This is a genomic window from Sphingomonas gei (assembly GCF_004792685.1).
GTDB classification, from domain to species: Bacteria; Pseudomonadota; Alphaproteobacteria; order Sphingomonadales; family Sphingomonadaceae; genus Sphingomonas; species Sphingomonas gei.
Genome location: NZ_SRXT01000003.1, coordinates 585,758 through 603,344, shown reverse-complemented (window position 1 = coordinate 603,344; position 17,587 = coordinate 585,758). Strand labels below are relative to the sequence as shown.

General features: G+C 65.5%; 20 protein-coding genes. 5 read left to right on the top strand and 15 right to left on the bottom strand.

The features are described 5' to 3' along the window. Positions 1 to 15 precede the first annotated feature (15 nt). Entirely contained in the window at positions 16 to 501 is a 486-nt protein-coding gene (locus tag E5A73_RS09695; RefSeq protein WP_135963601.1) for a GlcG/HbpS family heme-binding protein, read from the top strand. On the opposite strand, the gene E5A73_RS09690 is transcribed toward E5A73_RS09695, so the two are convergent. The 3 genes from E5A73_RS09690 to E5A73_RS21360 are packed head-to-tail and all read right to left on the bottom strand — an operon-like array spanning position 495 to position 3,028. Further along, positions 495 to 884 carry a carboxymuconolactone decarboxylase family protein gene (locus E5A73_RS09690; protein ID WP_168355880.1) on the bottom strand — a complete coding sequence of 130 codons (390 nt, stop codon included), beginning with the start codon at positions 882 to 884 and terminating at the stop codon, positions 495 to 497. The genes E5A73_RS09695 and E5A73_RS09690 overlap by 7 nt on opposite strands. 1 nt (position 885) lies before the next feature. Further along, the gene (locus tag E5A73_RS09685) at positions 886 to 1,818 is read right to left on the bottom strand and encodes an alpha/beta hydrolase (protein ID WP_168355879.1); all 933 of its coding nucleotides are present in this window, start codon (positions 1,816 to 1,818) and stop codon (positions 886 to 888) included. Between the two features lies 1 nt (position 1,819). Then, positions 1,820 to 3,028, bottom strand: a complete 1,209-nt coding sequence (locus tag E5A73_RS21360) for a cobalamin-independent methionine synthase II family protein (RefSeq protein ID WP_168355878.1) — start codon at positions 3,026 to 3,028, stop codon at positions 1,820 to 1,822. Positions 3,029 to 3,175: 147 nt separating this feature from the next. Between E5A73_RS21360 and E5A73_RS09680 the strand changes: the two genes are divergently transcribed. Then, positions 3,176 to 3,949, top strand: coding sequence for an HpcH/HpaI aldolase family protein (locus tag E5A73_RS09680; protein WP_135963598.1), 774 nt, complete (start codon positions 3,176 to 3,178; stop codon positions 3,947 to 3,949). Further along, positions 3,946 to 4,275 (top strand): carboxymuconolactone decarboxylase family protein, encoded by a 330-nt coding sequence (locus tag E5A73_RS09675; RefSeq protein WP_206366442.1) that lies wholly within the window; start codon positions 3,946 to 3,948, stop codon positions 4,273 to 4,275. The genes E5A73_RS09680 and E5A73_RS09675 overlap by 4 nt, the downstream gene beginning before the upstream one ends. Positions 4,276 to 4,293: 18 nt before the next feature. Here the strand turns inward: E5A73_RS09675 and E5A73_RS09670 are convergent, their stop codons facing one another. From E5A73_RS09670 to E5A73_RS09655, 4 genes are all read right to left on the bottom strand, one after another. Then, positions 4,294 to 5,664: a protein arginine N-methyltransferase gene (locus tag E5A73_RS09670; protein WP_135963597.1), complete on the bottom strand. Its 1,371-nt coding sequence runs from the start codon at positions 5,662 to 5,664 to the stop codon at positions 4,294 to 4,296. Between the two features lie 300 nt (positions 5,665 to 5,964). Next, complete coding sequence (locus E5A73_RS09665; protein WP_135963596.1) at positions 5,965 to 6,693, bottom strand: SDR family oxidoreductase; 729 nt, start codon at positions 6,691 to 6,693, stop codon at positions 5,965 to 5,967. Next, entirely contained in the window at positions 6,690 to 7,997 is a 1,308-nt protein-coding gene (locus E5A73_RS09660; protein WP_135963595.1) for an LLM class flavin-dependent oxidoreductase, read from the bottom strand. The genes E5A73_RS09665 and E5A73_RS09660 overlap by 4 nt, the downstream gene beginning before the upstream one ends. Positions 7,998 to 8,008: 11 nt before the next feature. Then, positions 8,009 to 8,950, bottom strand: coding sequence for an SMP-30/gluconolactonase/LRE family protein (locus E5A73_RS09655; protein WP_135963594.1), 942 nt, complete (start codon positions 8,948 to 8,950; stop codon positions 8,009 to 8,011). 193 nt (positions 8,951 to 9,143) lie between these two features. Here E5A73_RS09655 and E5A73_RS09650 point away from each other — a divergent pair, with 193 nt between their 5' ends. Continuing rightward, complete coding sequence (locus E5A73_RS09650) at positions 9,144 to 10,496, top strand: MFS transporter (RefSeq protein WP_135963593.1); 1,353 nt, start codon at positions 9,144 to 9,146, stop codon at positions 10,494 to 10,496. Between the two features lie 9 nt (positions 10,497 to 10,505). Here E5A73_RS09650 and E5A73_RS09645 read toward each other — a convergent pair whose 3' ends face one another. The 3 genes from E5A73_RS09645 to E5A73_RS21355 all read right to left on the bottom strand — a co-directional run bounded on the left by E5A73_RS09645 (position 10,506) and on the right by E5A73_RS21355 (position 12,086). Continuing rightward, on the bottom strand, positions 10,506 to 10,970 hold the full coding sequence (locus E5A73_RS09645; protein WP_135963592.1) for a YkgJ family cysteine cluster protein: 465 nt from the start codon (positions 10,968 to 10,970) through the stop codon (positions 10,506 to 10,508). A gap of 73 nt (positions 10,971 to 11,043) precedes the next feature. After that, positions 11,044 to 11,919: an amidohydrolase family protein gene (locus E5A73_RS09640; RefSeq protein WP_168355877.1), complete on the bottom strand. Its 876-nt coding sequence runs from the start codon at positions 11,917 to 11,919 to the stop codon at positions 11,044 to 11,046. Continuing rightward, a complete protein-coding gene (locus E5A73_RS21355; protein ID WP_168355876.1) occupies positions 11,916 to 12,086 on the bottom strand; it encodes a hypothetical protein in 171 nt (56 codons plus the stop codon). The genes E5A73_RS09640 and E5A73_RS21355 overlap by 4 nt, the downstream gene beginning before the upstream one ends. A gap of 187 nt (positions 12,087 to 12,273) precedes the next feature. Here E5A73_RS21355 and E5A73_RS09635 point away from each other — a divergent pair, with 187 nt between their 5' ends. Then, entirely contained in the window at positions 12,274 to 13,257 is a 984-nt protein-coding gene (locus tag E5A73_RS09635; protein WP_135963590.1) for an adenosine kinase, read from the top strand. On the opposite strand, the gene E5A73_RS09630 is transcribed toward E5A73_RS09635, so the two are convergent. The 5 genes from E5A73_RS09630 to E5A73_RS09610 are packed head-to-tail and all read right to left on the bottom strand — an operon-like array spanning position 13,254 to position 17,582. Next, complete coding sequence (locus tag E5A73_RS09630) at positions 13,254 to 14,624, bottom strand: hypothetical protein (protein WP_135963589.1); 1,371 nt, start codon at positions 14,622 to 14,624, stop codon at positions 13,254 to 13,256. The genes E5A73_RS09635 and E5A73_RS09630 overlap by 4 nt on opposite strands. 2 nt (positions 14,625 to 14,626) lie before the next feature. After that, complete coding sequence (locus E5A73_RS09625) at positions 14,627 to 15,142, bottom strand: flavin reductase family protein (protein WP_135963588.1); 516 nt, start codon at positions 15,140 to 15,142, stop codon at positions 14,627 to 14,629. Next, positions 15,135 to 16,271 (bottom strand): 3,4-dihydroxy-2-butanone-4-phosphate synthase, encoded by a 1,137-nt coding sequence (ribB, locus tag E5A73_RS09620; RefSeq protein WP_135963587.1) that lies wholly within the window; start codon positions 16,269 to 16,271, stop codon positions 15,135 to 15,137. Before ribB ends, E5A73_RS09625 begins: the two co-directional genes overlap by 8 nt. Then, positions 16,261 to 16,641 carry a carboxymuconolactone decarboxylase family protein gene (locus tag E5A73_RS09615; protein ID WP_206366441.1) on the bottom strand — a complete coding sequence of 127 codons (381 nt, stop codon included), beginning with the start codon at positions 16,639 to 16,641 and terminating at the stop codon, positions 16,261 to 16,263. The genes ribB and E5A73_RS09615 overlap by 11 nt, the downstream gene beginning before the upstream one ends. Beyond that, positions 16,638 to 17,582 carry an alpha/beta hydrolase gene (locus E5A73_RS09610; protein WP_168355875.1) on the bottom strand — a complete coding sequence of 315 codons (945 nt, stop codon included), beginning with the start codon at positions 17,580 to 17,582 and terminating at the stop codon, positions 16,638 to 16,640. The genes E5A73_RS09615 and E5A73_RS09610 overlap by 4 nt, the downstream gene beginning before the upstream one ends. Positions 17,583 to 17,587: the final 5 nt, after the last annotated feature.

Below are 17,587 nucleotides of genomic sequence, written 5' to 3'. Positions count from 1 at the left end.
CCGAGGAGAATATGCATGCACCGTTTCGCCATTGCCTCCGCTCTGCTCCTGGGGGTGCCCGCCTCGGCGCAGACCGCGCGGCCGGTGCTCGATTATGCGAGCGCCGCAAAGATCCGCGACACCTGCGTCGCATGGGCGCGCGCGCACAACATCAATGTCGCGATCGTGGTGCTCGAGAATCACGGCATGCCGATGACCCTCGCCCATATGGACGGCGTCTCCGCCGGTGTCGGCGAGATCGCGATGTGGAAGGCGATGTCGGCCGCGAAATTCGGCCGCGCCACTGCCGACACGGCGACGCTCAATCCGCCCGCCAACATGCCCAGCGTAGCGACTATCACCGGCGGCGTGCCGATCTATTCGGCCGATGGCGTGCTGCTCGGCGGAGTCGGCACTTCGGGCGGCAAGCCGGCGGACGATGCCGCCTGCGGCACCGCCGGCATCGAAGCGGCGGGGCTCAAGGCGGCGAAGCCCATCCCCGCCGCCGCTCCCGCTCAATAAGCGTCGATTTCCTTCAGCGCCTCGGCGGCGAGCCCCCAGCTCTCCACGCCGCCCGCCACGCCGATATACATCGTCGTCTGGAGGAGGGTCTCGCGGATATCCTCCTTGGTCGCGCCGTTGGTGATCGCGCATTTGACCATGCGCTTCAGGGGAATCTGGCGGTTCAGCGCGGCGCTGATCGCGACGGTGATCAGGCAGCGTTCGCGCAGGGTCAGCCCCGGCCGCGTCCAGGTCTCGCCGAAAACGGCGGACGTGACGTAATTCTCGAGCGGCTCGTTGAAGTCGTCGGCAGCGTCGAGCCGCTCGATGCTGGCTTCGCCGAACATCTGCCTGCGCAGTTCGCGGCCGGCCTGGAATGCGGGGTCTTCGGTCTTGAGAACCATGTTACTTCCTTGATTGGACGAGCGTTCGAAATTGGTCGCCGAGCCAGCGCATCTCGGCGCGCGCCGGCGCGGAAAAGCGGACCGCGCGCAGGAAGCCGTGGCACATATCGGGAGCGATGCGCAGGCAGGTCGCCACGCCGGCCGCCTGCAACCGTTCGGCATATTCGCGGCCTTCCTCGACCACCGCGTCATGCTCGGCTTCGAGCAGGATCGCGGGGGGAAGGCCGGAAAGGTCGCTGCGCAGCGGCACGTCGAATGGCGCGGGATCGCGCGCATCGGCCGCGCGATAGGCCGCGATCACTGCCTTGATCAAAGGCAGCGTCAGCACCGGATCACGCGCGCTGGCATAGCTGGCCCGCGCCTCGTCGAGGTCGAAGACGCCGTAGCAAAGCAATTGGCAGGCGAGCGCCGGGCCGCCGCCGTCCCGCGCCAACAGGGCGACCTGCACGGCGATGAATGCCCCGGCGCTGTCACCCGCCACTGCGATCCGATCGGTGTCGATGTCGAGCGCACCGGCCATCCGCGCGATCCAGCGCAGCGCGTCATGGCATTGCGCGATCATCGCCCGCGGCGTCGCTTCGGGCAGGCGGGAATAGTGCACACTGACGACCACCGCGCCGCTCGCTTCGGCCAGCGCCATCGCAAAGGGATCGTACGTCTCGATACTCCCGGTGGTGAAGCCGCCGCCATGATAATAGACGATCGCCGGCAGCGGCCCCGCGGCCGCCGGTCGGTAGATGCGGACCGGAACCTCGTCGCCTGCCCGCACCACGAAGCTGTTGACGACGGACATGCCCGCCGGCAGCGGACAGGCGATACGATGCGCATTCCGGTCGGCGAGCAGGCGCGCGGCTTCCAGCGGCGTGCCCGGCACGCCGCGAACCGCGCTGAGATACTCCGCCAATCCCTCGGCAAGCTTGGGATTGGCAGTCATCTCAGTTCCACAGTTCCTTCGACGCCAGAGCGGCGCCTTCGACCAGCGCACCGAGCTTCGCCCACTGCACTTCGGGATGGACCCTCGCCATGTTCCAGCCCTGCGAGAAGCCGCAATCGGTGCCGGCGATGACATTCTCGCGACCGACGACGCTGGCGTAATTCTGGATCCGCCGCGAGACGAGCTCGGGATGCTCGACGACGTTGGTCTGGTGGCTGATCACGCCGGGAACCAGGATCTTGCCTTCGGGCAGCTTGACGTCCTTCCAGACCGTCCACTCGTGCTCGTGCCGCGGATTCGCACCCTCAATGACATAGGCCTGCGCCTTGATCTTGAGAATGATGTCGATGACTTCGCGCAACGGCACGTCGGTCGTGTGCGGCGTGTTCATGCTGCCCCAGCACATATGATAGCGGACGCGGTCCTCGGGGATGCCGCGCAGCGCATGGTTATACGCCTCGACCTGTCGCTCGGAGGCGCGGCGCAGATCCTCGGGCGTCGGATTGGGGTTGCCGGGCAGCACCTGGTTGCGCGCCGGCAAGCCGAGATCGAGTTGGACGACGAAGCCCGCGTCGACGATCGCCTTATATTCGACATGCATCGCGTCGGCGAGCGCATAGAGATATTCGGACTCGTTGCTGTACACCGTGCCGGCATCGGCATCGTCGCGTGCCGGCGTGGCCGAAGGCATGAACGCCTCGACGAACTCCTTGCCGGCCAGCGCGGCCTTGTAATTGTCGAGGTCGGTCTGGAGCGCGTCCTGGCCGACATAAGTGATCGGCGCCGCGACGCGGACGCGGGCAGGCGCGATGTTGGCCGCCTTCCTGACCTTTTCCTGGTCGAGCTCGGGCGGCATCCACATGGTTTTGTACATGGAATTGTATTGTTTCATGAAGCCGGGAAATTCGTCGGTCAACGCAGCGTAATAGGCACCACGCTCCGATGGCGGCACTTTCTCCAGCCCGCCCAGGCGCTCGACGACATAATTGTGGAAGCTCGGCTTGGAGATTTCGCCATCGCTGGGGATATCGATGCCGATCTCGGCCTGTTTGGCGACGACATCGGCAACACCCTGAGTCACGTCGCGCTGGAACCGGGCTTCGTCGACAGGCTCGCCGAGCACCTTGGCCATCATCCCCTCAAGCACGTTGAGCGGCCGGATCAAGCTGCCTACATGAGTCGTCAGAATGCGATCGGTGCTGCGTTTCATATCATCCCCCCTTGGGTGTCGCCTGCGCCGGCGGATCTTATCCAAAGCCAGCATGTATGAAAGCTTGGCTTATAGTGAATCGAGTGCCATGTTGAATAACGTTTGTAAATAGCAACTCCGCGAGGCGGGGCGGAAAGGGCCAGGGCGATGTTCAATGCAGTAGTGAAGCGCAAGCTCGAGGCGGGCGGGACGGTGTTCGGCAGCTTCGTCAAGCTGGACGCGCCGGCCATCATCGAGCTGTTCGGGTTGGCCGGTTTCGATTTCGCGATCATCGACGCGGAGCATGGCTGCCACACCCATGCCGGGATCGAGAACCTGATCCGGACCTGCGAGCTGATGGGGATGAGCAGCGTCATCCGCACCCCCGACGCCGGCGAGGCCAATATCCTCCACGTCCTCGACAGCGGCGCCAGCGGCATCCAGGTCCCTTCGCTCAGAAGCGCGGCGGAAGTCCGCGAGGTGATCCGGAAGGCCAAATATTGGCCGATCGGCGAACGCGGATCTGCCCGCGCCTGCCGCGCCGCCGCATACGGCACCGTCCCCGACTACGAGCAGGTCGCCAACCGCGACACGCTGGTCAGCGTCCACGTCGAGAACAAGGAGATGGTCGAGGATATCCATGCCCTGTGCGAAGTCGAGGAGCTCGACGTGCTGTTCATCGGGCCCGGCGATCTCAGTGCGTCGCTCGGCCATCCCGGCAATGCCGCGCATCCCGATGTCGTCGCGGCGATCGATCGCGTCATCCAGGTCGCGGCCGGCCGTAAGCATATCGGCACGGTCGTCGCCAACCCCGCGCAGCTAGAATCCTATGTCGCGCGCGGCGTGCATTACATCGCCTGGCTGTCCGAACTCGGCATGCTGCGCGCGGCGCTGAACCATGCGGCGAGCAACTTCAAAGCCTATCGGGGAGAAGCCAAGTGAAGCGACCGTCCGGAGGACGCGGCAAGGAATTGGCCGGCGTGGCGCCCTTGCTCGACGAGATCACCCAGAGGGTTCTCTACGACGAGGTCTGGGAGCGCCCCGAACTCTCCAAGCGCGACCGCAGCCTGATCACCATCACCTGCCTGATCGCGCTCAACCGCGACCAGGCGCAGGGGCATATGGAATTGGGGCTGGAGAACGGGCTGACCGAAGAGGAACTGGGCGAAGCGATTGCGCACATCGCATTTTATGCGGGGTGGCCGGTTGCGGTAAGCGCGGCGCGCAAGCTGAAGAATATCGTCGATGCCAAGGAGGAGCCGGCCTAGGCAGAGACGGGTGCGGGGCTACGAGCTATTCTCGGCGAGCGGCAACAGGATCAGCGTGATCCGATCATGACCGACGGCGATATCGAGCGTCTCGCCCGCAACCACGTCGATCGGTTCGGGAAAGCTGTGCAGCACCTGGAGCCAGCCGCCGTCGGTGTAGCGATCGGGGTGATTGTCGAACGACACGCCTTGCCACAGATCGATGTGCATCCACTGGACGATGCCGATGGCGCGCCCGCTCGCGGTGACCGGTATGCGCAGCCGTGCGAGCGTGGCGTCATGCTTCTTCTGCTTCAGATCGAGACGTACCAGTTCCAGATCGTCCGACAGGCGGTCCCATGCGGTCATCGTGCCGTGGATCGGCAGGCGTTGTGGGGCGAAGGCAGTGAAGACTGAAAGATCGAACCCGGAAACCTTGCCGACAAAGGCATAGTCAGCCAGGTTTTCGCTCGCCACAAGGCATCCCATTGCGCTTGCCGCGCGCGGTATCACGATTGCGTCGGGCGCGAGGAGGCGGCGATGCGCGTCCTCGAACGTGTCGAGCACTTTTTCCGTCAGCAGATCGCTCGAGAGGATTTCCGAGACCAGGATATCCGCCGGCACGTCGAGTTCCGTGCCGATGGCGAGTTCGGTCGAGGGCTTGGCGTAGACCGTGATGCGATCAGCATAGCCGTTTTGGGCGACGATCTGCTGCGCCATGTCGGCGATCATCGGCTCCATCTCGCACGCCACCACTTTCTGTGCCCCGGCACGCGCGGCCATCAGCGACAACAGACCGCTGCCTGCGCCGATGTCGAGCACGCGTGCCTCGGGGCCGGCGGCGCCGATCGCGGCCTTTATGGCAGCCTCGAACGCATCGTTGCGCGGCACGTCGTTCATCATCGGGATGTGCCAGAAAGGCACCGATCCCGCGCCGAGCCGTCGCACCTGATGGCGCAGGTGCAGATTGTCGGGCTGCATCGCCAGCGCGCGGCGGAAATGCCGGATCGCTTCAAGGTTTCGTCCCGCATCCGCCAGAACCACGGCAAGATTACCGATTGCGATCGGATTGCCAGGATCAATCGCGCAAGCCCGCTCGAGTGCGGCGATCGCCTCGGCAGTGCGGCCGAGCCAGTGCAGCGTCAGCCCTTTTTCGTGCAGCGCTACGGCATGATCGGGCTCGATCGCGAGAAGCTGGTCCCAAGCGGCGAGCGCATCCTCGGTCCGCGAAAGACGCCCGAGCAGGCCGGCAAGCAAAGGCAGCACTTCTGCCGCGCGATACCCCTGCGACAGCACTTCACGATAGCCCGATTCGGCGCCTTCGAGATTCCCCTGTTCGTGCAGCGCCATCGCTTCGGCGAGCGCTGTACGCGCCTTGGTCAGGCGGTCGGCGGAACCCAGGTCGGTCACGTTGATGGTCCTTAAGTATCGGTATCGAGGCGGGTCCTGCTCGATAGGCCAATCGCCGCTGCCAGCGATAGCCTCCGTATTACTTGCCTGCTGCGGGAACGCGCGATCAGGACTTCGCCCTCAATCCGCATGCATATTGTTAGGGATAATTGCGCAACTGTCTCGCGCCGGTGGCCAAGGCTGGCACCGGTTTCAGCAGATGGCATGAACACTTTCGGTGCGGAAGCCGTGGCGCCATCGCTCCCCCAAAGCCGCCTGGCTGCTACCCGCCCGCCTGCTGGCGATCCCGCCCCGAGCCCCCTATCCCCGTCCGAGAAACGGGATCTTGTTCTGCACCATCAACGCTTCGTAGAAATTCAGATGATCCGGCATGTCGGCCATGTGGACGACGATGCCTGCCGCATCCTCCGCGCGCGCGGTCATTTCGGCGGGTTTGGTGGTCGGGCCGCCGCCCAGCTCGGTGGCGACGATGCCGGGGTGAAACACCGACACTGCGACATTGTCCGCACGGCAATCGATCGCCAGCGCGCGGGTCAGGCCGTCGAGCCCCCATTTGCTCGCGGTGTACGCGGGGCTGTCCTTGCGCGGGACCTTGGCGGAGATCGATCCGACATTGATGATCCGTCCCCGCCCCTGCGCCTTCATGATCGGGATCGCCGATCGCGCGCACAGGAACGCCGAGGTGAGATTGGTATCGAGGACGCGGTGCCATAAAGCGAGGTCGGTCCGCTCGGCCGGAGTGCTGTCGGCAATGCCGGCATTGTTGATCAGCACGTCGACGGTGCCGAACCGCGCCACCGCTCGCGCGAAGAGATTGGCGACGGCGGCTTCGTCGGTGACGTCGGTCGCCACCGCCAGCGCCTCGCCGCCCAGCTCTTCCAATCCGGCGACGAGCGACGCCAGCCGTTCGGCGCGGCGCGCGGCGAGCACGACCCTGGCCCCCTTCGCGACGAACGCGATCGCGCAGGCCTCGCCGATCCCCGAGCTGGCGCCGGTGATGACCACGACGCGTCCGTGCAGGATGCTCACTGCGAAGCCTTTTCGGCGGCGTTCGAGACCAAAGCCAGCGGATCGTCCGCCACGACTGCCAGGCCGCCGCCGCGATCCGAGCGGACATTCTGGAAGGTGCCGGCCTCCTTCTTGCGCAGGCCATAGGACTTGACCGGCTCGATCTCGTCCTTTGCCAACGCCGCCATCCTCGGCTTCCGCGCCAGCGCCGCCTCGATATAGGGCGCCAGCTCCGCCTGCTTCCTGGCCAGCCGCGCTTCCTCGCCTTCCTTCAGCCGCGGCATCGCGGTGTTGGCGAACAATTCGAGCGATTCGCAGATATGTTCGTGATTGGCCGGTCCGGTCTGCTGGACGAAGATGATCTGATCGACGCCGACATCGGCATAGGCCTTGCAATGGTCATGGACCTGCTCGGGCGTGCCGATGCCGCCATTGCCGTGATTGTCCTCGATCGAGGCCTCGGCGCGCTTGAAATCTTCCCACACGGTCGAATGGCCGGGCTTGCCCTTGCCGAACGACGCATAGAAGCCGAGCGAATAGCCGAAATATTTGAAGCCTTCGGTGCCGCGCTCGATCGCGACCTGCTCGTCCTCGTTGACCGACAATGCCGTCACGATCGCGAAATTGGCGTTGACCGCGTGGCCGATCGGCACGCACGCCTCGGACTTGATGATGTCGTAATATTCCTCGACCCATTTGCCGGCCTGCTCGGGCGCGGCGAAGCCGAAGACGAGCGCGCCCATCCCGTTGCGCGCAGCGTGGAGGATGGTGTCGCGGCGCGAGCATGCGACCCAGAGCGGCGGGTGCGGCGCCTGGATCGGCTTGGGGACGATATTGCGGGTCGGCATCGCGAAATGCTCGCCCTGAAACCCCGGATAGGGCGTCATCGTCAGCATGTTCGCGCATTGCTCGGTCGCTTCGCGCCACATGCCCTTCTTGAGCTCGGGATCGACGCCGAAACCTTCCAGCTCCATCGCGGTGCCGCTCTCGCCGGTACCCCATTCGAGCCGTCCGCGCGACAGCAGGTCCAGCGTCGCGATCCGCTCGGCGACGCGCGCCGGGTGATTGATCTTGGGCGGCATCACGCAGATGCCGTGGCCGAGCCGCATCCGCTTGGTCCGCTGGCTCAGCGCGCCGAGAAACACGTCGGGCGCCGAGCTGTGCGAATATTCCTCGAGGAAATGATGCTCGACCAGCCAGGCATAGTCATAGCCCAACTTGTCGGCGAGCTCGAGTTCGTCGAGCGCGTTGTGGAAGATCTCCATGTCCTTCGCGGCGGTGAAGGGCGCCGGGGACTGGTGCTCATAGAAGAGTCCGAATTGCATGCGAGTTTCCTCTAGCTGGATAGCGATGTCGGGAGGGCGCCGCGCGGAACCGGGACGCCTGGAATCTCGAGACGGATGCGGTTGAGCGTGCGGGACCCGGTAAAATAGAGCGTGCGCCAGTCGGCGTCGCCCCAGTTCATGTTGGAGGTGCGCCCCTCCATCAGGATCGTGCCGAGATGCTCGCCGGCCGGGCTGAGGATCCAGATGCCGCCGGGGCCGGTGCAATAGACATTGCCCGCCACATCGACCTTCATGCCGTCGGGGCCGCCCACGCGGGTGTCGGCGCGCATGTCGCAGAATAGCCGCGCGCTGCCGAGATCCAGCATGCCGTCGGCCTCGACGGAATAGGCCATGATCAGCTTGCGGTGCTGGTTGCTGTCGTTGACGTAGAGGATCTTCTCGTCGGGCGAGAAGCAAAGCCCGTTGGGATTGATCAGGTCGCGGACGACCATGTTGAGCCGCGCGCCGTCCGGCGAGACGCGATAGACGCCGGCGCAGTCGATTTCGGGCGGATGCTCGGGCGGGGTGAACGGCACCTTGGGCGGCGGGTCGGTGAAATAGACCGCGCCGTCCGACTTCACGACCACGTCGTTGGGCCGGTTGAGCTTCATGCCGCGATACTTGTCGGCGATCACCGAGACGCTGCCATCGGCTTCCTCGCGATCGACGCAGCGGCTGAAATGGTGACAGACCACCAGCCGGCCTTCGCGATCGCGGGTCTGGCCGTTGCCATTCTGGGTATCTTCCTTGTCGATGGTGATACCGTCCGCCGGGCTCCAGCGCATGCGGCGGCTGTTGTGGATGTCGCTGAACAGCAGATAGCCGCCCTCCGCGATCCACACCGGGCCTTCCGCCGGGCCCGTCGGCCCGCCGAAGCCGCGGCCAAGCTCTTCCCAGTCGGCGCCGTCGGCAACGATGGCGTCAACTCGCGGATCGATTCGTTCGACGGGCATCTGCCTGCTTTCCTCTCCCCCGCCCGCAAGTCTTGGCCTGCGATACGGATCTAGATGACAGCCTGTCTTATAACAGCGCCACTGACATTAGGGAAGAGGTTCCGGCGTTGACAGACAGCCAGGCTTACATTCTTATGCGATGCAAAGGCGCCTGCCCCGGCCGGCCGCATAAAAACCATGAGAGGATCGCACCGTGGCCCAACCGACGGTTGAAATCGACGCCTTCCTGGACGGCGTGAAGTTCCGCCCATTCCATGTTCGCGTGATGCTGATCGGCGCGCTGACGATGCTGGTCGACGGCTTCGATCTCGGCGTGCTGAGCTGGGTGCTGCCGAAGATTTCCGACCAATTCGGGGTTGCGCGCACGTCGCTCACCTGGGTGCTTTCGATGCAGCAGGTCGGGATGGTGCTGGGCGCTTTCCTGATCGCGCCGATCGCCGATCTGATCGGACGGCGACGGCTGCTGCTGATGTGCCTTTCGGGGGTAGCCGCCACCTGCTTCGTGACGATCTTCACCGACAGCATCTGGGCGCTCGCGATCTGCCGGCTGCTCACGGGCATGTTCGCCAGCTCGGTGATCGCCAACATGGTCGCGCTCGCCTCCGAGCTGGCACCCGCCCGCCAGCGCTCGACGGTGGTCACGGTGGTGCTGGCCGGATCGATGCCCGGCGCCTTGCTCGGCTCGGCGATGCAGGCATTCCTGCTCGAGCCCTATGGCTGGCACATCGCCTTCTGGATCGGCACCGCGATGCCGCTGCTGCTGCTGCCCTTCATCTATTTCTTCCTGCCCGAGTCACCCAAGTTCCTGGCCGCGCGCGATCCCGACGATCCCCGGCTCCAGGCGATCGTAGTGGCGCTGATGCCCGAGGGCGAAGGCGAGGCAGTCGTGCTGTCGCGTCCCGCCTCGCTCGAGAAGCGTCCGAACAGCCTGTTGCTGGTGCGCGAGCTGTTCAAGCCGGGCCTCGCGGTGCCGACGATATTGTTGTGGCTGAGCTTCGTCAGCAGCTTCGGCTTCATCAGCGCGGCCTTGTGGAAGACCACCGTATTCCACGACGTGATCGGGCTCGATTGGGGCCAGGTCGGCATCACCACTGCGCTCGGCACGGCGTTCGGCGCGATCGGCATGTTGACGATCGGCATGATGATCGACCGCTTCGGCTTCAAGGCGATCGTGCCGACCTATTTCATCGTCGCGGCCAGCGCCGCGATCGGCATGGGCCTGTTCGCGCCGGGCTGGGGGATGTTCGCAGCGCTGGCGCTCAATGCCCTCGCCCAGCACGCCGCGCATGCGGGTCTGGCCTCGATCGCCTCGACGCTCTACCCCACCCGCAACCGTGCGACCGGAGTGGGATGGGCCTATGGCGCGGGGCGCATCGCCTCGATCTTCGGGCCGATATATGGTGCGCTGGCGCTACAGCATCATTGGGGCGCGATCGGCTATTTCTTCCTGCTCGCCGGGCCCCTTGCGCTGGCGGGAATCGTCATCTGGATCCTGCTGACGCGCAACCCGCTCGATCCGGCCCAGCGCGCGGGCGGCGGCCACTAGTCGCCGCGTTCACCGACGGCGAGGCGCGGCCAGCGCTTCGAACGCGGCGACCTGCATCTCGACATCGATAACCTGGTCGAGGCCGAGCGACTGGGCCAGCCGGTACCGATCGCGGCCGCGTTCGACGATCCCTTCCTCCAGCACGTCGCCCCGCGCCCACAGCGCGTCGCGCTGCGCGCGCGACATGCGGCCCAGCGCCTTGAACGTCCGCGCACAATGGAAGCGCCGGCAGATCGCGGGTGCGCGGCCATGGATCGCGCAGCCCCGCTCCTCGAGATAGACGCACTTGCCGGTGCGCGGATCGCGCTTCAGCGCGGGCACCTTCCGGCCCGGATAGAGCGCGCTTTCGATATATTCGAAATCGAAGGTCGCGAGATCGTCGCCCGCCTCGGGGCGCAGGATCACCTGGTCGGACTTGCAGCACTCGGTGCAGCCGTCACACGGAATCGCATTATGATCGCGCGCGTCGCCCATGCTCCCCTCCGCCCCCCAGACTGCGCCACGACAGTCAGGCCGACAAGCGTCTGGGGCGTGGCGGCGGCGCGCCTCATCCGGCGCTGGGCTGCCATCCCAATAGACGCTTCACCGTGCCCCCGAAGATCGCCGCCTTGGCATCGCGGTCGATCCGGTCGCTATACAGCAGCATGTCGCGGCTCTCGCTGTACAGGCAGCCGCGGTTGCGCATCGGGCCGCCGGCCACGGCCATGCGCAGTCTTGTGTAATCGCTCGCCCACATCAGCCGCTCGGGCCCGAATGCGGCCAGGACGCGATCGAGATTGGGCCAGACATCGGCGAAGGGATAGGCCTGGTCCGACAGCAAAGGGAGACCGCAAAGCTTGACCGAGACATTGGCGAACTCGGCGAGCGACAGCAGCCCGTCGAGCCGATCCCAGGGATCGTCGCGCGGGGGCGAGACGGGATGCTGGCTCACCCCGACATGATCGATGATCACGATGAGCTCCGGGTGCCGCTCGATCAGCGGGCGCATCGCCGCCGCCTGGCCATGGGTGGACAGGAACAGCGGCAGCCCGACCTTCTCGGCCGCCTCGAAACCGGCGTCCATCGCGCCGCTGGTGAACGATTCCGAAAGCTCGGTGGTGCGGAAATCGGTGACCAGCAGCCGTCCTGCGATCACCCTTTTGTCATCGCGCGCGCGCTCGACCGCGGCGGCGAGCTCGGCACCCTTGGCCATGAACGTCTCGACCCCGATGAACCGCTCGGGATAGCGCGTCACGCAAGCATCAATGTACGGCAACGCGGCAACCACCAACGTCGCATCGACGCCGGCGCTGTCCATCGCCTCACGCGCAAGCTCGACGTTGACGGCCAGCTTGACCTGCTCGGGCACGTCGTCGCCGAACGGCACGACAGGTGCCGGCTGATGGATCTGGGCGTCGATGATGTCGAAGTCTGCGCTCTTCACGAAAGAATTCCCTGATTTGGCGCGAACCCGCGGTAGATCGCCCGGCCGCATGCGGCGCAGCGAATATCCTCGGTCGGCAGCGGCACTGCAGCAACGTGCTGCGATGGCGCGCCGCCGCAGCATGCGCAGCCCGAGGGCAAGGTGACGCGGTCGAGCTGGGCGAGCATCGCATCGCTCCATGCGGCGCCGCAGAACGGGCACTGCGCCCTCTCGCCTTCAATACCCTCACGCGTCATCGAACCCCTCTTGCCACACATGCCTATTGCTGAATGACGTTCGTCTTTATACAACGACGGTGATCATTATCCAGCGCCTTTCGCGCATCGTTCATTCTCGCCGTGGAGACCAGCCAGCATGCAGCCCGCTCAATATGATGTTCTCGCCATCGGCAATGCGATCGTCGACGTCATCGCCCATGCCAGCGACGACTTCCTCGCGCGCGAGGGCATGGCCAAGGGTGGCATGGCGCTGATCGACGAAGGCCGCGCCGAGCGTCTCTACGCCGCAATGGGGCCGGGCGTCGAAATTTCCGGCGGATCGGGCGGCAACACCATCGCCGGGATCGCAGCGTTCGGCGGCAGCGGCGCATTCATCGGCAAGGTCCGCGACGATACGCTGGGCGACATTTACCGCCACGACCTCGGCTCGATCGGCGTGCAGTTCGCTACGCCGGCGACCACCAGCGGCCCGGCGACGGCGCGCTGCCTGGTGCTGGTGACTCCCGATGCCGAGCGGACGATGAATACCTATCTCGGCGCCTGCACCGGCCTCGACGAGGACGACATCGACGAAGCGCTCGTCGCATCGGCGGGGATCACCTATCTCGAAGGCTATCTGTTCGATCAGCCCCCCGCCAAGGCCGCGTTCCGCAAGGCCGCGTCGCTGGCCCGCGCGGCGGGGCGCAAGGTCGCGCTGACCATGTCCGACAGCTTCTGCGTCCATCGCCACCGGGACGAATTCCTCGACCTGATCGAAAACCATATCGATATCCTCTTCGCCAATGAGGACGAGATCCGCGCGCTGTACGGCGTCGAGGACACGATGCAGGCGGCGAGGATTGCTGCGCAGCATGTCGAGCTCGTCACCGTGACGCGCGGCTCGGCAGGCGCGCTTCTGATCGACGCGAACGGCGCGGTCGAGGTTGCCGCATTCGGGGTGGACTCGGTGGTGGACACGACCGGTGCCGGCGATCTCTATGCGGCTGGCGTGCTGTACGGCCTCAGCCGCGGCCTGTCGCTCGCCGAATGCGGCCGGCTCGGCTGCGCCGCAGCGGGTGAAGTGATCGGCCATTTCGGCGCACGGCCGCAGGCGGACCTGAAGGCGTTTCTGGGGGCTTAGTTCAATCGCGAACGGCGCGAGATCAGATAGATCTCGTCGTTGAACCACAGCCCCTGGTGTCGCTGGAGTACTCCGCGCGTCGCCTCGAGATACTGGTCGTTCGACAGCGCCTTGGCGAAGCGGCCGTCCTCGATCTGCGCGACATAGCTCGCCGCGTTCCATGCCGCGAACAGGGTCGAGCTGCCGATCGGGGTGTGCTCGTCGATCTCGGTGGGAAGCGTGCGGATGTCGTAGCGGAACAGCGCCTCTTCGTCCGACAGCGAATGGAAGTGATAGTCGCGCGCGGCCGATCCCAGGTCATCGCGCACCGCAGCCATGATCGCCTCGCGCCCGGTGTGGAACGGATCTTCGTTCGGCCAGATCGTGCGGATGATGTCCAGCCCGGGATCGTTGCCGTGGCTGTGCACCCCCATCAGCTTGCCGTTGGGCCGCAGCGCCCGGACCAAAGGCGTGATCACGCGCGAGGTCTTGAACTTGAGCGGCGCGTGCGCGCGGTAGGGCTGCGAAAGCAATGCGAAATCGAAGTCCGCCTGCGCATAGCCGCGCCGCGGGATGATCGGATCAAGCATGAAATGATGGTCTTTGCGGTACAGCACCAGCACCGTCGGCGTCTTGTACATCGGGTTGCCGCTCGGGGCGATGCTCGCCTGCCAATGCTTGGCCAGGAAGGGATCGAGCTGCTGGATCTGTTCCTCGAACTGGCCGGCGGATGTGCCCTCCAGCCCCACTTCGTGCCACACCATCGCGCTCGCCCCGGCCGGAGTCTCGGGCTGCAAATGGGGCGCCTCGCCATATTTCAGATTGGTCAGCACCAGCACGGTGCCGGGATGCTCGCGCAGCCGATCGGGCATCTTCTCGAGCGTCAGCCGGATGTTCTCCATGCTGATCTCCTTGACCACCACGTAAAAGGGCACCCAGGGATGCCGGCGGTGCAGCCCGCGCAGCATCCGCGCCAGCGCGGTGCCGTCGCCGGCGCCGCCGTCGAACAGCCGGATCGCGGGAGGGACCGGTTGCGTATCCGACATTTCCACAACCGCACGATCGGCAATGATCTGCTTCTCGTTCGTGGTGTTGACGAACATCAGGTATTTCTGGCGATTGTCGTAGAAGCGGAAATTATGCTCGGGTCGCAGCTCGGCGCGCAGGCCCTTGATCCCCGAGCGTAGCGCGCTGGCTGACGCACCGTCCTGCTCCTCGATGAAGCGGTGGACGCGCTCGACGGTCTGCACCGTCACCCGCCCGCCCTGCTGAAGCCGCTGGACGAGCTTCCCGTCGTTGACCGCGAGCCGACCAAAGGTCGACTGCGCCATCTTGAGCCGTCGGCAGCTATGCTCGATCTGTGCAAGAAGAGCCTCGGTATCGTCCATCGTTATGCCGACAGCCGCGTCGCGCGGGCATAGCCCCCGTCGAGATAGATCAACGGATCGACGTCGCCCGACGTATGCACTTCCTTGACCGCGCCGATCACCACCGCGTGGGTGCCATATTCGATATGCGTCTCATATTCGCAGAAGAAGCTCGCCTGCGCATCGCACAGATAGGGCGTGCCGCATGCGCCCGAGCCCCAGCGGCCCTCGGCGAAGCGCGCCTCGCCCTTCACTTTGCCGGCGCAGGTCTGCGACACCGCAAGCTGATCGGCGTGGAGGATGTTGACGCAGAAATTGGCGCCCGCGGTCAACGGCGCGTGGAGACTGGCGGTCTTGTTGACGCAGACCAAAAGCGAAGGCGGATCCATGCTGAGCTCGCTTACCGCGGTCGCAGTCATCGCCCAGCGCTTGCCTTCCTGCCAGGCAGTGATCACCACCACGGCCTTGCCGAGCCGGCGCAGGCCGTTGCGCAATTGATCGGCGACCGCAAGCGACGGCGTGATATCCAGCTCAATCATCTCCACCCAGCCCTTCTCTGCCGACGATGCGCAGTCCGTAGCCCTCGATTCCCGACAGCCGCGCCTCGCTGTCCGAAAGCAGGATCAGGTCCTTGACGCCCAGATCGAGAAGGATCTGCGCGCCGACCCCGTAGTCGCGTATGCGCTGGTCGCGGGTCGGTCCCGCGCTGCTCCGCCGTTCGGAGATCGCGCTCGTCGAAGGATCGCGGATGAAGACGACCACGCCGGGACCGTCATGGCCGCCGACCCGGGCCAGGGCTCGCGCGACATATTCGCGGCGATCAGTCGGCGGCCCGAGCATGTCCGAGACGAAATCGAGCCGGTGCATGCGGACCAGCGTCGGCGTGTCCGGTGTGATGCGGCCGCGCGACAAGGCGAGATGCTCGACATTGTCGATGGTGTTGCGGAACACCGACAGGCGGAAGCCGGTGCCGTAAATGGTTTCGAACGCCTCCTCATGGACGCGCTCGACACAGCGCTCGGTGCGACGGCGATAGCTGATCAGATCGGCGATGGTGCCGATCGGAATGTCGTGCGTTCGCGAGAAGTCGACGAGGTCGGGCAGTCGCGCCATCGTGCCGTCTTCATTGAGCACTTCGCAGATCACGCCTGCAGGAATCAACCCGGCCAGCCGCGACACGTCGACCGCGGCTTCGGTATGGCCGGTGCGGACGAGCACGCCGCCGCCGCGCGCAACCAACGGGAAGACATGGCCGGGCGAAACGATATCATCACAGCCCTTCGACGGATCGATCGCCACCGCCACCGTGTGCGCGCGATCATATGCCGAAATGCCGGTAGTCACGCCTTCGCGCGCTTCGATCGAGACCGTGAAGGCAGTGCCGTGGCCCGAGTTATTCTCCATCACCATCGGCGGCAGACGCAGCTCGCGCGCGCGCTCCTCGGTCATCGCCAAGCAGATCAGCCCGCGCGCGTGTCGTGCCATGAAATTGATCTGCGCGGGCGTGGCGAACTGCGCCGGGATGATGATGTCGCCTTCGTTCTCTCGATCCTCGGCATCGACGAGGATATAAGGCAGGCCGTTGCGCGCGGCTTCGATGATCTCCTCGGTCGAGGAGATCGAATTGTGCAGCCGCGCCTGGGCCTGCTCGACAAGGTTAATAGACATCGGCTTCCTGCAGGGTTTCGCGAGCATGGCGCCAGCTGTCCGTTCCGGCGGGGAGGCCGACATAGAGCGTCGCGTGGAGCAGGATTTCCCTGATCTCGTCCTTGGTGACGCCGTTGGCGAGCGCGCCGTTGATGTGGTTGCGCAACTGATCGGGCCGCGACTGGCCGATCAGGATCGCGATCGTCAGCATCGAGCGCGTCTTGCGGTCCAGGCCGGGCCGGCTCCACACATCGCCGAAGCACATCCGCGTCACCAGGTCCTGCAGCGGCTCGTTGAAGTCGTCGACATTGTCGAGGCTGCGCACCCCCGGTTCGCCGAACATATCGAAGCGCATCGCGCGTCCCCGATCGTAGGATTCGTCCTTCTTCACGCCATTGCCTTCCTAGTTTCGATAGGTGCTAGCGCCCACAGCATCGGGCGGATTGCCTCGGCCGCAGCGGCCACTTCCGCGCGCGCCGCGGCAGACACGCCGAGGGCACGCAGGAAGCCGTGGATCATCTTGGGCGCGATCCGGATCGTCGTCGGCACCCCAGCCTCCTCAAGCCGAGCAGCGAGCTGGACTGCCTCGGCACAGAGCGGATCATGTTCTGCGGCGACGATATGGGTAGGCGGGAGCACCGCCAGATCCTGCCGGTCGACCGGCGCGGGGTTGTCGTCGAGCCCGCCACAGCGCGTGAACAACGTTATATACTGGCGAACGCGATCGGCGGTCAGCAGCGGATCAAGCCCATTGGCATAAGCCGGCGCCTCTGGGTCCATCGCGAAGGTCCCGTAGAATAGCAGCTGGCAGATCGGCTGTGCGTTCGCGGCGCAAAGCGACAGCGCCAGCAACGCGCCAGCGCTGTCACCGGCCACGCCGATACGCGCCGGATCGACGCCGAGCGCCTCGGCATGGCGCGCCAGCCAGGCGAACGCCGCGTCGCAATCGGCTCGGGCGCCGGCATAATCGGTTTCGGGCAGCCGACGATATTGGACGCTGACGACGACAGCACCCGTCGCCTCGGCCAGCCCCGCACCCACGATATCGAAGCTTTCGATGCTGCCGAGCGCGAAGCCGCCGCCGTGGAAATAGCAGAGTGCCGGTCGCGGCTCCTCGCCGCCCGGATCGAAGACGCGCAGCGCGATTTCGCGTCGCGGCGCGGCGACATAGCTGTCGAACCGCCGCACCCCGGGGTCAAACCCTTCTGCGTAGCGGTGCCCGTTCAAGTCTCCGACGAGGCGCATCGTCTCGAGATCGGCAGCAGGCGGCTGGGCGCTGACCAAAGCGACATAATCGTCGATGCCGGCAGCAAGGATCGCGGGACCCGTCATCGCAC